The 14,103-nt window shown below is 58.7% G+C and carries 13 protein-coding genes; 1 reads left to right on the top strand and 12 read right to left on the bottom strand.

Features of this window, described 5'->3' with window-relative positions:
- The 12 genes from ABYT07_RS13565 to ABYT07_RS13510 all read right to left on the bottom strand — a co-directional run.
- Positions 1 to 600, bottom strand: a 600-nt coding sequence (locus ABYT07_RS13565; protein WP_372992413.1) for an imelysin family protein, incomplete at its 3' end; no start/stop codon positions are given.
- Positions 597 to 2,099, bottom strand: a complete 1,503-nt coding sequence (locus ABYT07_RS13560; protein ID WP_372992417.1) for a di-heme oxidoredictase family protein — start codon at positions 2,097 to 2,099, stop codon at positions 597 to 599. The genes ABYT07_RS13565 and ABYT07_RS13560, both read right to left, overlap by 4 nt.
- A gap of 148 nt (positions 2,100 to 2,247) precedes the next feature.
- Positions 2,248 to 3,255, bottom strand: a complete 1,008-nt coding sequence (locus ABYT07_RS13555; RefSeq protein ID WP_372992411.1) for a hypothetical protein — start codon at positions 3,253 to 3,255, stop codon at positions 2,248 to 2,250.
- 61 nt (positions 3,256 to 3,316) lie between these two features.
- The gene (locus ABYT07_RS13550) at positions 3,317 to 4,579 is read right to left on the bottom strand and encodes an imelysin family protein (RefSeq protein ID WP_372992409.1); all 1,263 of its coding nucleotides are present in this window, start codon (positions 4,577 to 4,579) and stop codon (positions 3,317 to 3,319) included.
- A 158-nt stretch (positions 4,580 to 4,737) separates the two neighbouring features.
- Entirely contained in the window at positions 4,738 to 4,902 is a 165-nt protein-coding gene (gene hemP, locus ABYT07_RS13545) for a hemin uptake protein HemP (RefSeq protein WP_372992407.1), read from the bottom strand.
- Positions 4,903 to 5,293: 391 nt separating this feature from the next.
- Positions 5,294 to 6,391 (bottom strand): C45 family autoproteolytic acyltransferase/hydolase, encoded by a 1,098-nt coding sequence (locus tag ABYT07_RS13540; protein ID WP_372992405.1) that lies wholly within the window; start codon positions 6,389 to 6,391, stop codon positions 5,294 to 5,296.
- A gap of 1 nt (position 6,392) precedes the next feature.
- Positions 6,393 to 7,484 carry a PHB depolymerase family esterase gene (locus ABYT07_RS13535; protein WP_372992403.1) on the bottom strand — a complete coding sequence of 364 codons (1,092 nt, stop codon included), beginning with the start codon at positions 7,482 to 7,484 and terminating at the stop codon, positions 6,393 to 6,395.
- Positions 7,485 to 7,514: 30 nt separating this feature from the next.
- Positions 7,515 to 7,931, bottom strand: coding sequence for a CopG family transcriptional regulator (locus ABYT07_RS13530; protein WP_372992401.1), 417 nt, complete (start codon positions 7,929 to 7,931; stop codon positions 7,515 to 7,517).
- 77 nt (positions 7,932 to 8,008) lie between these two features.
- The gene (locus tag ABYT07_RS13525) at positions 8,009 to 9,430 is read right to left on the bottom strand and encodes a UdgX family uracil-DNA binding protein (protein ID WP_372992415.1); all 1,422 of its coding nucleotides are present in this window, start codon (positions 9,428 to 9,430) and stop codon (positions 8,009 to 8,011) included.
- On the bottom strand, positions 9,430 to 10,665 hold the full coding sequence (locus tag ABYT07_RS13520; protein WP_372992399.1) for a putative DNA modification/repair radical SAM protein: 1,236 nt from the start codon (positions 10,663 to 10,665) through the stop codon (positions 9,430 to 9,432). The genes ABYT07_RS13525 and ABYT07_RS13520 overlap by 1 nt, the downstream gene beginning before the upstream one ends.
- Positions 10,666 to 10,765: 100 nt before the next feature.
- A complete protein-coding gene (locus tag ABYT07_RS13515) occupies positions 10,766 to 11,137 on the bottom strand; it encodes a response regulator (RefSeq protein WP_372992397.1) in 372 nt (123 codons plus the stop codon).
- A complete protein-coding gene (locus ABYT07_RS13510) occupies positions 11,134 to 12,189 on the bottom strand; it encodes an HWE histidine kinase domain-containing protein (RefSeq protein ID WP_372992395.1) in 1,056 nt (351 codons plus the stop codon). Before ABYT07_RS13510 ends, ABYT07_RS13515 begins: the two co-directional genes overlap by 4 nt.
- A 597-nt stretch (positions 12,190 to 12,786) precedes the next feature.
- On the opposite strand from ABYT07_RS13510, the gene ABYT07_RS13505 reads away from it, so the two are divergent.
- Positions 12,787 to 14,091, top strand: a complete 1,305-nt coding sequence (locus ABYT07_RS13505) for a ferric reductase-like transmembrane domain-containing protein (RefSeq protein WP_372992393.1) — start codon at positions 12,787 to 12,789, stop codon at positions 14,089 to 14,091.
- The last annotated feature ends 12 nt before the right edge of the window (positions 14,092 to 14,103 follow it).

The following is a 14,103-nucleotide window of genomic DNA, read 5'->3' as shown; positions in this document are numbered from 1 at the left end:
TTCGTCTTGGGAATGATATGTGCGGTCCGGACCGGGGTTCATCAGGCGATCCGCATAGAAAGATTGCCAGTCGTCCAGTATAGCTGTGCTGTTGGCGGCGATATCACCGGCGACAGTCTGGATCAGCGTACAGTGATATCCGCGATCACCTGCGCTGCTAAGGGTCTGATCATACAGCAGATATTCCATGGCATAAAAACCGCGCCCCGCGATGGACACATCGGCATAGGTTTCGGTGCTTTCTGCAACCTGATCTTGATCCGCAATCAGCGCGGCAAGCACGCGCGGGGTGGCACCGCGGCTGTCGGGCCAGAACGCCAATGCAAAACCGCGATCATCAATTTCAGTCGGGCCAAAGCGCAAATGGCTGACCGCAACCCACGCATCGAATGCGTCGCCATAAGTGGTCCGGAGCATTTCCGAGCCCGGATCACAGTTAACTTGCGACGCTTCGCTAAGCCTGCGGGACATGGTATCAAAGATACCCATCCGCAACAGAATATGGCCATCAACAACGTTGGTGATGATTTCTTGCGGTGTTCCAGCCGATGCGACCAAGGGAACAACCGCGAGCGTAGCACTTAGGATAATGCGTCTCATAAACTCTCCAGATAGGCGATCAGGGCGTCCCGATCTGCGGTAGAAAGCTGGATTACGGCATCGCGTTGCCCTGCAGCTTCGCCGCCATGCCACAAAACAGCTTCCAGCAGGGACCGGGCGCGCCCATCGTGCAGAAAATAACTGTGCTCACTGACCTGTCGGGTCAACCCGATGCCCCATAATGGCGGTGTGCGCCATTCGCTGCCCGTCGCGCGGGCTTCGGGGCGATTGTCGGCCAACGCAGGCCCCATGTCGTGCAACAACATATCGGTAAACGGCCAGATCAGTTGAAAGCTTTGCTCGGGTCGGTCTTTTAGGCGTTGGGTCACAAAATTGGGGGTGTGACAGGCTGTGCATCCCGTTTGATAAAACAGCTCCTTGCCGCGCAACACCTCTGCGCCCCCTACGTTACGGCGTGCCGGAACGCCAAGATTACGGCTGTAGAAGGTAACCAGATCCAGCCCCTCTGCATCGATCTCGAACAAGCGGTCATCGCCGTCGCCGTGCTGGGCGGCCTGGCAATCGGCCTGCAAATCGGTGCATTCACCGGAACCTGCGGTAAAGATCGGGTTGGAAATGCCGATATCACCGACAAAAGCAGCGGCTGATTGTTCCAGAATGGTCGGATTTCCGGCCTTCAGGCCAAAGCGGCCCAACATGGGCTGCCCGTGGACCTGCGACCAGACGATGTTTGGACGCCCTGATATGCCGTCGCCATTGGCATCGTCAGGGTCGGCACCAGCAAGGATATCTGCGGCGGATACGGCTTCCAATAGTCCCAGACCGATCATCTGGGGTGCCACACGCGGGCTTAGCATCGCCTCGGGGTGCAAGGGTCCGTATCCCAGATCCGCCGCTGTATAGGTTGGATGGCGCAGGGAAACCGCCTGCCCGTCAGCCAGGGTGATCACCTCTTCTTCATAGGTAACCTCAAGCCGGTATTCAGCGGCATGGCCCAGCACAGCCTTGTCTTGCAATTGCGTGCCATAGGACGGATCGGGACGGGTGGCGATGTAATCGCTGATCTGCGCCATCGCGTCATCAACCGTGCCCGGAATAGAGATGCGCAGAAACATGGAAATGGCGTTGTCGTTGGGGCCTTCGGGCGGGTGACCGCGCCCGTCCTTAAGATGGCAGCGCTGACAGGACCGCGCATTGTAAAGCGGGCCAAGCCCGTCGGACGCCAGCGTCGATGCGGGCGTCGACACCCACAATTTGCGAAACAGGCCGTTGCCGACTTTGAACGTCAACTCGTCCTCGAAGGTGATATTACCCGAGGGCTGCGAATACGCGTCGGCGGTTTTGCGGGCGCGTACCGTTGCCGCGCCTGCGGGCTTTTCCTCGAAGTTTTGCGGTGTGGTAAAATCAGTGGCAAGCGCTGTGACGGCGGCAATACGCGCTGCCTCATCGGCTGTTCGCGCGACTACGTTCAGATGCGGATCACCCAGATTGAACGCCTGTTCTTGCGCCGTGGCGGCGGCCCCAAGAACCACCGCCATTGCGACAAGGCTGGCAGTTCTTGCCCATTTTTGATGCATATTTCTGTCCGTTGTTTCGCCTGACCCGCCTGTCGGCCCAGTTGTTCCCGTCTTGATTGTGGCGCGGGCAACACCGGTTTGGATGGGGCAGGAAATCATGATTTTATCCCTAGAATGAAACCACAGCGGCCAACCCGACGGCGGTAGATTTCTCGCCTCCGACGTCGAAGCGTGCGATGCCAAAATTGACCTCGACCGTCTGGGTCAGCGCGCGGTCCACGCCGAATGCGATCATGCTGTCGGTGCCAGTAGCTGTATCAACCGCAGTGGCTGTCGTGGAAAACGTCCAATCGTCCAACGCATAAGCCGCGCCCAGCGTTGCATAGGTGGCGTTCGTGTCGGTGCCGCCTGCCCCGTCAAAATGCGCGACCTCGGCGATCATGTCGAAACCATTGCCAAAATCATGGGACGCGCCGATAACGACGCCGGTTTCATCGGATACATCGCCATCACCCGCAGACAGGTGGCGCGCGCCGATCCAGCCGGTCGTGTCGCCAAAGTCCCGAGTGTACTGGACCGCAAAGTTGTTCAGCTTGCCCGTGTTGCCGACGCCCCCTGCCGCCACGGAATTGCGCCCGCGTTTATTGCCAATGCTGTCGCTAAGGAACGTGTCATCGACATAGAACGCGGCGAATGACAAAACGCCGCCCGTGTTGCCCAAGGGCGTATCAACGGTTACACCGATCATTTCGCTCAGCTCGTAGTCTTCTGCCAGCGACGTCCCGTAGAACCCCGGCGCGGCGTCCCATGCGACGGCGAAAACCGGGCTGATCTTGCCCGCTGAAACCACAGTTTCGCCAAAGGCAAACCGCAAGCCCAATTCACCGACATAAAGCCCCAAATCGTCAAAGGCGCGATCATCCGTGGCATCCGTAATTGATTCAAGCGTCAGCGCACCAAAGGCGCTGATCCGGTCCGTCAGCGCTGCCTCAAAGGCAGCGTCCACAGTTACATAGGTATCCGTCAATTCTGCTGCGGGGTCGGTCGCGTTGACGGTGCTGTCAACGCCAACCTCAATACTGCCACCCCAGACAAAGCCAGTATCCTGCGCGTAAACAGCCGTGCCACCCGTCAGCGCAAGGCCGTAAAGCCCCGCAGTAAGTATCGTTTTTTTCATCTTTAGTTGTCCCGGTTTAGGTATGGATCAACGTGGCTGGCAGGTGTGCTGGCGGGTTGTTTTATTGGAATACGGCGCTTGGCGCATCAAGGCTGTCGGACCCTTCGAATGCGATTTGGTCAAGGCCAAGCATCGTCACGACACGTTCAATCGAACGCGTCTGGTCAATCAAGGCATCGACGCCCCCCATGATCAGGGTTTCGCCCCCCGCATTGCCCCGCGCAAGCATCTGATCATAGGCGAACCCGGCCTCGGCTGCGGTTTTGATCCGCCCAAGCGCCATCATCGTATTGCTCAGCTTGGCTTGCATCTCAAGGTTCAGGTCGGCATCTGCCTCGGCGACCATATCGGCAAGGGATGGCCCTGAAACCTGCGTGCCGTCAACGCGGACATATTCCCCCAGATAGGCGGTCTGAATGCCAAGCCCGTCGTAATAGTGGCTGTTGTGCGTGTTGTCGGAAAAGCAGTCATGTTCTTCTTCGGGGTCGTTCAACATCAGGCCAAGGCGCATCCGTTCGCCTGCCTGTTCACCGTAGGACAACGACCCCATACCCGTCAGGATCGACGCCAGACCTGCGTCGGTATCTTGGGTCAACGCTTTGCGCGCGGCACCGTCGTCGCCCCATTGCGCCCTCATCCATTCCAGATCGGACACCAGCAGGTCTGTCGCGGCGGCAAGGTATTCACCCCGGCGGTCACAGTTGGCATTCGTACAATCATCGCCCGCTGCATAGTCGGTCCAAGGCCGGTCGCCCGCGCCCGCGTCATGCCCGTTAAGGTCCTGCCCCCACAACAGAAATTCGATGGCGTGGTACCCCGTGGCCACGTTCGCCTCGATCCCGTCGGCCTCGTGCAGGGTGTCGGACAGAAATTCAGGCGTGATGGCCGAAGCGTCGATCTGGGTGCCCGACAGGGTAAACGTGGGGCTGCTGATTACGTTCAATCCAGCCAGTTCGTTTTCATCCGACGGCCCGCCGTATGACGCATCAACATAGTCGATCAGCCCCTCGTCCAGAGGCCATGAATTCACTTTGCCTTCCCAGTCGTCCACGATTGCGTTGCCAAAGCGGTACACCTCGGTCTGTTGATAGGGCACGCGCGCTGAAAGCCACGCGGAGCGGGCCGCTGTCAGGCTGTCCGACGAAGGGCTTGCGATCAAAGCCTGCACAGCAGTCCGAAGCCGTTGGGCGGTGATCAAACTATCCCCGTATTTGGCAGCGGCTATATTCGCATAGGTGTCCAGCACCTCGGTCTTTTCGACTGCGGCAGCCGGGGACGCGAGCGCCAGCAAAGCCGCTGTCGTGAGCAGGTGATTGTATTTCATGGGTGTTCCCTTTGGTAAATTTTTGCGGGGGCTACGGTCTAGCCTGCACCTGTGCGCCATCAGGCAAAAACAGCCGTCAAGGCACCAAGCCCGTGCGACCACAGTCGACCTTGCGATCTGGCCGACAGGTGCGTCCCCGCGTTAGCGATATGAATTGATCATTTGGTAAGGATCAATTTCCCGGCCCGCGTGATCCGCAAAGTGTAGGTCTGATCGTTCAGCACGATCTGCGCCAGACCACCGCTGCCGGTCAAATCGCTGGCCGCATATGTAGGTGGCTGGTCAGCGGGGGCACGTTGTGGCGGAACGGTATGAAAGCTCATCCTGCCCGCCCTCCGTACAGGCGTGCGTGATTGCGCAGACCTGCCAGCCTATTGCTGTTTTTGATTGGTTTGCGGGCTTGAACATTGGCGCGCGGTTTTGAATGGGGTGCAAAATGATGCATCTAGAAGTCCTCACATGGCTCACGTGTCGGGCTTCCCCAGTTACAAAGGCGGGGTGGCTTGACGTTCACCATACCTGAGTTATTTGATAAGGTATGTCAACCCGACAAAATTAGTAAACTATTGATGCGGTCGAATATCGCAGCCAAAGGCATGGTAAGGCTTGGCTGCACAGGCAGAACGTCCTGAGGGTTTCGTTGACGCGCCCTAACGACATAGAAAATCATCAAGGCGCGTTAACTGGCCAACGGCCAAAGGGTTTATCGTTGCGCTAGGCCACGTTGCCCCAGTCTGGGACAAAACTGCGCCAGTCCGGCTGCCGACCGGCGGCATATTCCATGCCGATTTTGACCCAGTCTATACCGCCCGCGTGATGTGGCCACCCGACGGCGGCCTCCCCGTACTGGATATTCCGCGTACCTTCTTCGAACGTATCAAGCGATTGCGCCCAAGCGGCCCCCTCCCAATGCAGCGTCATGCAGCGGCGTTTGGGCTCGTATTCGGCTGTAAACAAGGTGCCAAAGCCTTCTGCATAGCGGTCCTGCTTCAAGGGGGCGTGCTTGAACCGGCCAACCAAAGTTGACGGTGCCGCGCCGTCTGACAGCACCGCATTCAGATGCTCCGACCGCTCGAACGTTTGGGTAAATGCGCCCCGGTCAGGCGTGCTGCCATCGGTCTGGTGGTTCGTGGCAACCAGCTTCGGCTGCACCTTTGCCCCACCACCAGCGTATATCTCGACGCTCGCTGCCGCGCCGGAGGCATCGGCGACCACAACGTTATAAGGCATGTGGGATGGCACCCGTTGCAAGGCACGCAAGGCTTGGGGAACAGTCTCGCACGTCTCGAGCACATAGCGCAGAATCGTGGTGATCCCGAACCCCCGCCCGGTTTCCTGCCGCCCGCCATAGGCCAGCGCGATGCTAAGGCCCGCGTCGTTGATCCCGTCGGACAGCCCCCACAGGAATTCGACCATGCCCATGACGCGCCGACCGGTCCATGCACTGTGCAACAACAGCCCTTCGTTCAGGTCGGGCGACAGATCATAATTACGCACAAGGCGGATGTCGTCATGCGACGTGGCCACAGCCAGCGAACAGCCCCCCAAATAACTGGGCGGGCACCACGTCGACAGGAACCGCGCGGCACGGTCAGATCCGCCTGCCAGTTTGGTCAGTTCCGCGTGCACCGGCACCAGCTCGGGCATGTAGTCGCGCAAGGCCGCTTCGCAGGCCGCGCGGTCAGGGCCAGTGTCGCCATCGCGCGCCACAAACCACGCCTCGTAAGCGGGCCACGACCGCTGCCAACGGGCGGTCCATTTGGGGCCAGGGGTTGCCTCGCTAATGGCATCAAATGTCAGGGAATGGGTCATATCATGCGTCTTTCAAAGGGAGATCAAGGAAGAACCGCACCATTTCGGCGCTGGCATCGGGACCGTTCGGATCGGTGTAGGAACCGGCGCTATTGCCGCCAGACCACGCGTGGCCAAGGCCCGCGATTGTCCAATGTTCCATCACGGCATGGCCATCGGCGGACAGTATGGTGTTGCGGGTAAAGCTGCGTTTGCCAGCGGTGCCGTCCTCCACCACTTGGGGGCCTGTGGCGGCCCCGTCAGCGATCTGGTGACCATTCGTGTTGTGCACCGTGCTATCGGCATCGCCGTGAAACACAATCGTTGGGATCGGTCGTGTTTTCTGTGCGCGCACGCCGCCAGACCCCATCGCGGCAAAGGCCGAAGGTACGTCGTGCGCCGCTCTATACGGCAGGCCGGAATGGGCCCCGACTGCGCTAAACACATCGGCGTGGGTCTGGCCCAAGATCACCGCCATCGCCGCGCCCGCCGATAGACCCGCGACAAAGCTGGCCCCTTGTGGGACCCGATGATCGCGCTGCATTTGTTGTGCTAGACCGGCAAGGATGGCGGGTTCGCCCGCATCGCGCGTCTGGTCGGCGGGGCCAAACCAGTTCCAGCAGCTTTGCATATTTGCGCCGCGCGATTGTGCCGGATAGACCACGATCAGCCCATGTTGGTCGGCCAGCGTGTTCATCCCCGTCCCCTTGGCAAAATCCACGGGCGATTGGGTGCAACCGTGCAGCATCATGATCATGCCATTGGGACTGGCACCGTTCAGAGCGGGTACATAAACGCGATAGTCGCGGCTGCCTTGCGCGCAGGTGAAGGTGCCCCCGTCAAACCGCGCGCCCTCAGGGAGGGGCGGTTCTGTCACGTTAGCCGTCGGCATCACTGATTGCGGCAGCGATCCAAGGCCCGCCAATGTTTCACGCAGACTGCGGCCGATTTTACCACCGCCCAACGCCTTCATTTCAGGGTTCAGGCCTGCGCTTGGGCTGGACAGGCCGCCCTTGGCAAGTGCCGCTTGTATCATCTGGGTCGCGCCCACGGGGTTGCCCGTGCGCACAAGTTCGCTGGCCCGGCGCATGGCCGAGTTAAAATCATTACTCATTTTGGTTTCCTTTAGAGGATTAAATCGGGGTTAGCTGATCCGCGCGCCAAGGGCCTTTTTCACCTCGGCACTGGCCTGAAGCGCGCCTAAAACGGTAATCGACCCGATGGTGGCCAACGCCAGTTCGGGCGTCACATCGCGGGCAATGCGGGCAAGGCCCACGACCTTGATGTGCAGCAGCTCGTTCGCGGCCTGCACAGCTTCCAGATCGGCGACGGTATAGTCGCGCAGACCCAGTTCCATCGTGTGCCGGTCAATCGACTGGGTCACGGTGTCGGACTGGTGGTCCAACTGGTTTCGTATGGCGGTGCGGATAAAATCGCTGCGGTTCGAATAGAACCCTTCCTGCACCAACAGATCAATCCGGCCTAGATCGACAAAGCCCAGATTGATGGTGATCTTTTCGTTCTCCGGCAACTTGTCCCGGATCTGTCTGACGTTGCTCATGATGTTTCTCCATCCATGTGGATGGTATATGGACGCCACGCACCACTTTGCAAGAGGAGATGCCAGTTCCCTACAGTTTAGGCCAACATCCGCACAGCTGTTTGCAGATCGTCCTTGAATTGCGCGGTTGCGTCTGCCTTGGCGGCAGCGTCAGGCAAGCGCAACAGATAAGACGGGTGAAGGGTCAACAGCACGGGCGTGCCGTCTGGCGTTTCTTCGACCTTGCCACGGCGGGCAAGGATCGCGTCGCGGCGGCCTGTCAGGCCTTCGGCGGCGGTGGCCCCCATGCCAAGGATCAACTTGGGCTGCACCTGCGCAATTTCCGCATCCAACCACCAACGGCAATGGTCAATCTCTGACGTATTGGGCCGCTGGTGAATGCGCCGCTTGCCGCGCGGTGTGAATTTGAAATGTTTCACCGCGTTGGTGACATAGGCCAGCGTCCGGTCCAGCCCGGCCTGCGCGGCGATCTGGTCAAACAGTTGCCCCGCTGGGCCGACAAAGGGGCGACCGCTCAGGTCCTCTTGGTCGCCGGGTTGTTCGCCCACAATCATCAGATCCGCATCCATCGGCCCTTCGCCCGGCACGGCTTGGGTCGCATTGCAATGCAAAGGGCAGCGCGTGCAGGCGGATATCGCGGCGGGCAATGCGCCTTGGGGGCCGTCCCACGCCGACTGATGCGCCGACAATTGCGCCTGAACCTGCCGCATACGGGCGGGGGGCAACGATGGGGCGGCTTCGGCCATGGCGCGCGCACGGGCGGGGGCGTCAGCGATCATCTGGGGGATGAATGCCGCCTCGGGCATATTCTTCCAGTATTTCTTGGGCATCTCGGACTGCATGGCTTTGACCATCAGACGCGCGGGATTAAAGATGTTCTGGAAATAGGTGATCCACAGCTGCTCGCTGGCGTCCTCGGGCAGGGTCGGTTTTTCCGCCCCTTCTTGGAACGACAGTTTGCCGTTCTCAAACATAACTGACACGTCCGGCGTCAGAATACGCCAATCCATATCGCTGAACCTGCGCACAAAGAAGTCAGCCGTGGGCTCGATCGTATGGTATGTCGGCTCGAACCACGCGGCAAAAGACCGGCGCGGCGCATCGGGGCTGCCGATTTCGCGAAAGCGCACGAAAGCTTTCATCTTGTGCTGGCAACGATGCACGTTCTTTTCCATGCGCCGCAGGCGCGACAGATCGGCATCGCCGCGATCGGACATCAGGTGCGGCGCATCCTTGAGCCGCCACAAAAACGCATAAAGCCGGGCAAAGCGTTCGGGGTCGCTGTGCCAGACCACACTGCTGGCCATGCTGATGAAACTACGCGGCACGGTGACTTGGCGGTTTGGTCGCAAGGGCACGTCGCCCCCAAACAGATCAGGCGCGGTAGAGGCATCGCCCCACAGGATGTCTTCGGGCCGAATACCGCATGCCAGAAACTGACGCGCCGATTCGCGCCACGCCTGCGCGGTGCCGATCTTTGGCATGACGGCGCGGTGCATCAGAACAGGGACAGCTGTTCGGGGGGCGGCGCGAAACAGGCGCGCAAATCCGCGCTGTCGGTCAGTCCGCCAGGGGACCAACCGCCCGCCGTGATAAAGCTGCGGGCCTTTTTCATCGACGCGCCCATCCGCAACAGATCCTCAAAACGCAGCGTGCGGTGGCGGCGGGTGGTCAGGATGCGATTGACGGTTTTCACACCGAACCCCGGCACCCGCAACAGCATCTCGCGGCTGGCGCGGTTGACGTCTAGTGGAAATACTTCGCGGTGAACCAAGGCCCACGCGAGTTTCGGGTCGACCTCAAGATCAAGGTTCCCGTCGGCGGTGACGGAGGTGATTTCGTCCAGCTGGAAGTCGTAGAAGCGCAGCAGCCAATCTGCCTGATACAGCCGGTGTTCGCGCTGCAACGGCGGGCGGATCAACGGCAGTTTGGAGGAACTGTCAGGGATCGGCGAGAAGGCTGAATAGTACACCCGCTTGAGTTTGTAGCTGGAATAAAGCCGTGTGGACTGCCCCAAAATAGCGGCATCATTCGACCCGTCCGCCCCGATGATCATCTGCGTCGATTGTCCGGCAGGCGCAAAACGCGGGGGGCGCTTGCCCGTGTGGGATTTGTCTTTGGACACCTCTTTGCGCAGCCGGAAATCGGCCATCGCCTTGCGGATCTGGTCGGGTTTTTTCTCGGGCGCATATTGCTGAACGGCGGCGTCAGTGGGCAATTCGACGTTGATTGACAGCCGGTCCGCCAGCAGACCGGCTTCGGCGACCAGTTCGGGGGCGGCGTCGGGAATGGTTTTCAGGTGGATATAGCCGCGAAAGTTTTCCTCGTGGCGCAATTTGCGGGCGATCTGCACCATGTCAGACATGGTCGCATCCGGCGATCGGATCACGCCCGAGGACAAGAACAAACCTTCGATATAATTGCGGCGGTAAAATTCGATGGTCAGTTTCACGACCTCGTCCACGCTGAACCTTGCGCGGGTGACGTTCGACGAGGCGCGGTTGATGCAATAGCTGCAATCGTAAATGCAGAAATTCGTCAGCAGGATCTTCAATAACGATATGCAGCGCCCGTCCGGCGCGTAGGCATGGCAAATGCCGCTGCCCTCATTCGACCCCAGCCCTTTGCCGTCGCGCGAATCGCGTTTCGTTGACCCGGACGAGGCACAAGATGCGTCATATTTCGCTGCGTCGCTCAGAATCGCGAGCTTTTGTTCTACCGTATGCTTAACCATACGTTCTCTATATGTTCTTACACGACAGCTGTCATGTCAAATCGCTGCGATGTCGCGGCAGGCTGACCCGGACCTGACCGCGATAGATTGCTGCGGTCGATCAGGTCTCGAGGTTGGGATAGACGCGGCGCAGAGTTTCGATCAGCTTTTGACTGCTCACCGGCTTTTTCACTACACGATCGTCTGGCCCTACAAAGCTGATCTGATCGCGATCATAGGCCGTGATGTACACAAAAGGAATCCCGCGCTCCCTCAGGATGTCCGCTACGGGTTTCGATGTTTTGTTATTGCCAAGGTTTACGTCAAGAAAGGCGATGTCGATATCACCTTCGCGGGCTTTGACCTTGGCGTCCTCCAGATGAATGCTGGGGCCTACAACGTTAAAGCCGATGTCCTCAAGGATGTCCGTCATTTCAAAGGCCACAACGACTTCGTCTTCGACAATAAATATATTCTGGGGAGCGTTGGTCATTTTTTTGAAAAGTCTTCCGTTTGTTGCGGCATCCAAAGATGCCATTTGTACCCGTCAGGATCAAAAGATGCTTCGATCTCTCCGCCCGTCTCCATCTGAAGCGCCCGACCGGTGATGACGCTGCCAAAACCTGTCTCGGCCGGTTTTTCCGCAGCAGGCCCGCCCGTCTCGATCCAATGAAGTTCGAAGGTAGAACCATCAGGTGCCTTAGTTAGTTCCCAAGACAAATTGACGCGGCCGCCGGGAACGGACAAGGCACCGTACTTCATCGCATTGGTTGCAAGCTCGTAGAACGCCATCGAAAAAGCAAGCGCCTGCCGCGAGGGAATTTCGACCTCGGGTCCGGTCATGATGATCCGCCCGCCGCCGATGGGGTCAAGCACATCAGCAGCGACAGCCCCGATATCTGCACGGTCCCATGTGGTGCCGACCAATTTGGAATGTGCGACCGCGTAGGCGTTCAATCTTTGATCAATGGTTTCGCGCAAACCGATCTGCACGCGCATCTTGCGCAAGGACTGGCTGACGATGGATTTCACGACGCTAAAGGCGTTTTTGACCCGGTGATTCAGTTCGGCGATCAGAATGTTTTGCGCATCGCGCAGGCGACGTTCTTCGTCGATGTCGATCAGGGCAACTGTCGCCCCGATGCGCTGGCCGCTTCCATCGAGAACGGGTTCGCAGATGATACGCATCCAAAAAAACGTCCCGTCGCCCCGTTGGTAATTCACGTCAATTTCCGAGTGGTCTTCCTTGTCGATAATCACCCGAGCAAGGGGATATTCGTGTGCCTCAACCTGACGGCCATCCTCGTGAAACGAGATCCATTCGCCATAGGCATCCGCATTCTCGGAAAGGAATACCGGATGGCGCACCATCTTTTCGACATGGCTGTTGCCGTAAATGATTTGTCCCTCACCGTCAGCCATCACAACGCCGACCGGCACCGTTTCCATCATTGCCTCAAGAAAGGTTAGCCGGTTTGATTCCTTGCGCGCCTGAGCGCTGTTAATTGCGTTCTCTGGATTGTTGGCTGCAAGTTCTTCCTGCAAATGCAGAAGTTCCCTGGCCCTCTCGTCAGTTGATCTTGTCGGCATTTCATTTCCAGGATGTTTAATTTTTCACTCTCATGAATTAGAGCGTAGCACCAAAGAGTCTAGTGAAAACCACGCCAGATATCATGTGATATTCGCTGGAATATGGGGAATCTGCCAAAGCAGGCGTTGGGCACTAGGCTAGGGTGAACTGCTGGCGACGTTCGGTCCGAATTACCCTGCCGATACGACAGAGGCGGCCAAAGGTGCGGGCCTTCTGATTAACTGCACCCCTTGCATCGGTGGTTCCCCCTGCCCGCCACTGCAATGCACGGCCCAAGCTGGGCGTTTGGTACGGTCTATAGGGCGCACCGTATGCACCCTTCCCGATTGCAGCGCAAAAAACGGTTTATGCGCGCCAAAGCGATACCAAGGCGGTGACTGAAAATGACTGATCCCGCCTCTGAATGCAAAGACAAGTTCGGCCACCGTTCACGTCCGGTTTGAACATTTTCGGGTCATTCATTGATTCATGACACTTTGGCCCCTGACAAAGCATCTAGGCTGTCAGGGAAACGCATTTATCTTGCCTGCCCAAGTGCCCGGAACAACTTTATGAAACCGCTGCTGTTGCTCGTTGCCTATCTTGCTGCTGTCACTTTGCCGCTGGTCTTGTCCCGGCTGATCAACGCCCCGCCGCGCGCGCTCCACCAAGAGCTTGCCTCCGGCCTTGGAATTCTTGCCTTTTCGATGGTCTTGATGGAATTCGTCCTGTCCGGTCGCTTCAAGGCGATCTCGAAGGGCATCGGCATGGATGTGACTATGCGGTTTCACCAGCTTATGGCCCGCACGGCGCTGGCTTTTGCCTTGCTTCACCCCTTCCTGTATCAACGGACCCCATCGGGGGGACAGCGGCCTTGGGACCCGTCGCGCCAACTTACGATCACCACCGATTTTGCGGCTCTTTCGACGGGCATCATGGCGTATCTTTTGCTGGCTGGCCTTGTTATTTTAGCAATCGGGCGCACGCAACTTTCCTACAAATACGAGACATGGCGCGCGATGCATGGCATTGGCGCGGTCTTGATCGCGGCCCTTTTGCTGCACCACACGGTCAGTGCGGGGCGGTATGGATCGCAGCCGGTCATGTTTTGGCTCTGGATCGCCATGACGGGGGCGGCGGTTGGCTCCCTGCTTTATGTCTACATGGTTGAACCACTGCGCGAGAGAAAGCGTGCGTGGCAGGTGGCTTCGGTCACCCCCTTGGGCGCTGAACAGTGGGAATTGACCGTCACACCAAAGGGTCATTCGGGCCTAAAGTTTCAGGCGGGGCAATTCGCTTGGCTGAACGTCGGGCACAGTTCTTTCTCGCTCAAGGAAAACCCGTTTTCGATTGCATCCGCCCCCGCCGCCGGACCGGATGTGTCTTTCATGATCAAGGAATTCGGCGATTTCACGCGCGCCGTTGGCCAGATCGAACCGGGTACTATTGCCTATATTGATGGCCCCTACGGCAACCTGCCCGTCGATGGCCGTCCCGAACCGGGCGTCGCGTTGATTGCAGGTGGTGTCGGATTGGCGCCGTTGCTTAGCATTCTGAGGCAAATGCGCCTAACGGGCGATCCGCGCAAAGTGAAGCTGGTCTATGGTAACCGCACAGCCGATCAGATCGCCTATCAAACAGAATTAGGCACGCAGGGCGTGACCTATGTGCTGTCTGACCCGCCAACAGACTGGCACGGCAAATCGGGCCTGATTGATGGCGCGCTGATGGATCAGATATTTTTGCCAGAAGAATTCAACGAATGGGTCTTTGTCCTGTGCGGACCGCCCGCCATGATGGATATCATCGAAGCCCACCTGCGAAAGCGCGGTGCGCCGCCTAGCCGAATTATGTCGGAGCGGTTTTACTACGATTGAGAGTGCTTGGTG

The sequence above is a fragment of the Sulfitobacter sp. genome, assembly GCF_041552635.1.
Taxonomy (GTDB): domain Bacteria; phylum Pseudomonadota; class Alphaproteobacteria; order Rhodobacterales; family Rhodobacteraceae; genus Sulfitobacter.
Note: the sequence above shows the minus strand (reverse complement) of the source record. Positions and strands in the feature narration are given on the sequence as shown.

Coding starts and splice junctions, on each gene's coding strand:
- ABYT07_RS13560 (WP_372992417.1), bottom strand. CDS start 2,099: ATGGCGGTGGTTCTTGGGGCCGCCGCCACGGCGCAAGAACAGGCGTTC.
- ABYT07_RS13555 (WP_372992411.1), bottom strand. CDS start 3,255: ATGAAAAAAACGATACTTACTGCGGGGCTTTACGGCCTTGCGCTGACG.
- ABYT07_RS13550 (WP_372992409.1), bottom strand. CDS start 4,579: ATGAAATACAATCACCTGCTCACGACAGCGGCTTTGCTGGCGCTCGCG.
- hemP (WP_372992407.1), bottom strand. CDS start 4,902: ATGAGCTTTCATACCGTTCCGCCACAACGTGCCCCCGCTGACCAGCCA.
- ABYT07_RS13540 (WP_372992405.1), bottom strand. CDS start 6,391: ATGACCCATTCCCTGACATTTGATGCCATTAGCGAGGCAACCCCTGGC.
- ABYT07_RS13535 (WP_372992403.1), bottom strand. CDS start 7,484: ATGAGTAATGATTTTAACTCGGCCATGCGCCGGGCCAGCGAACTTGTG.
- ABYT07_RS13530 (WP_372992401.1), bottom strand. CDS start 7,931: ATGAGCAACGTCAGACAGATCCGGGACAAGTTGCCGGAGAACGAAAAG.
- ABYT07_RS13525 (WP_372992415.1), bottom strand. CDS start 9,430: ATGCACCGCGCCGTCATGCCAAAGATCGGCACCGCGCAGGCGTGGCGC.
- ABYT07_RS13520 (WP_372992399.1), bottom strand. CDS start 10,665: ATGGTTAAGCATACGGTAGAACAAAAGCTCGCGATTCTGAGCGACGCA.
- ABYT07_RS13515 (WP_372992397.1), bottom strand. CDS start 11,137: ATGACCAACGCTCCCCAGAATATATTTATTGTCGAAGACGAAGTCGTT.
- ABYT07_RS13505 (WP_372992393.1), top strand. CDS start 12,787: ATGAAACCGCTGCTGTTGCTCGTTGCCTATCTTGCTGCTGTCACTTTG.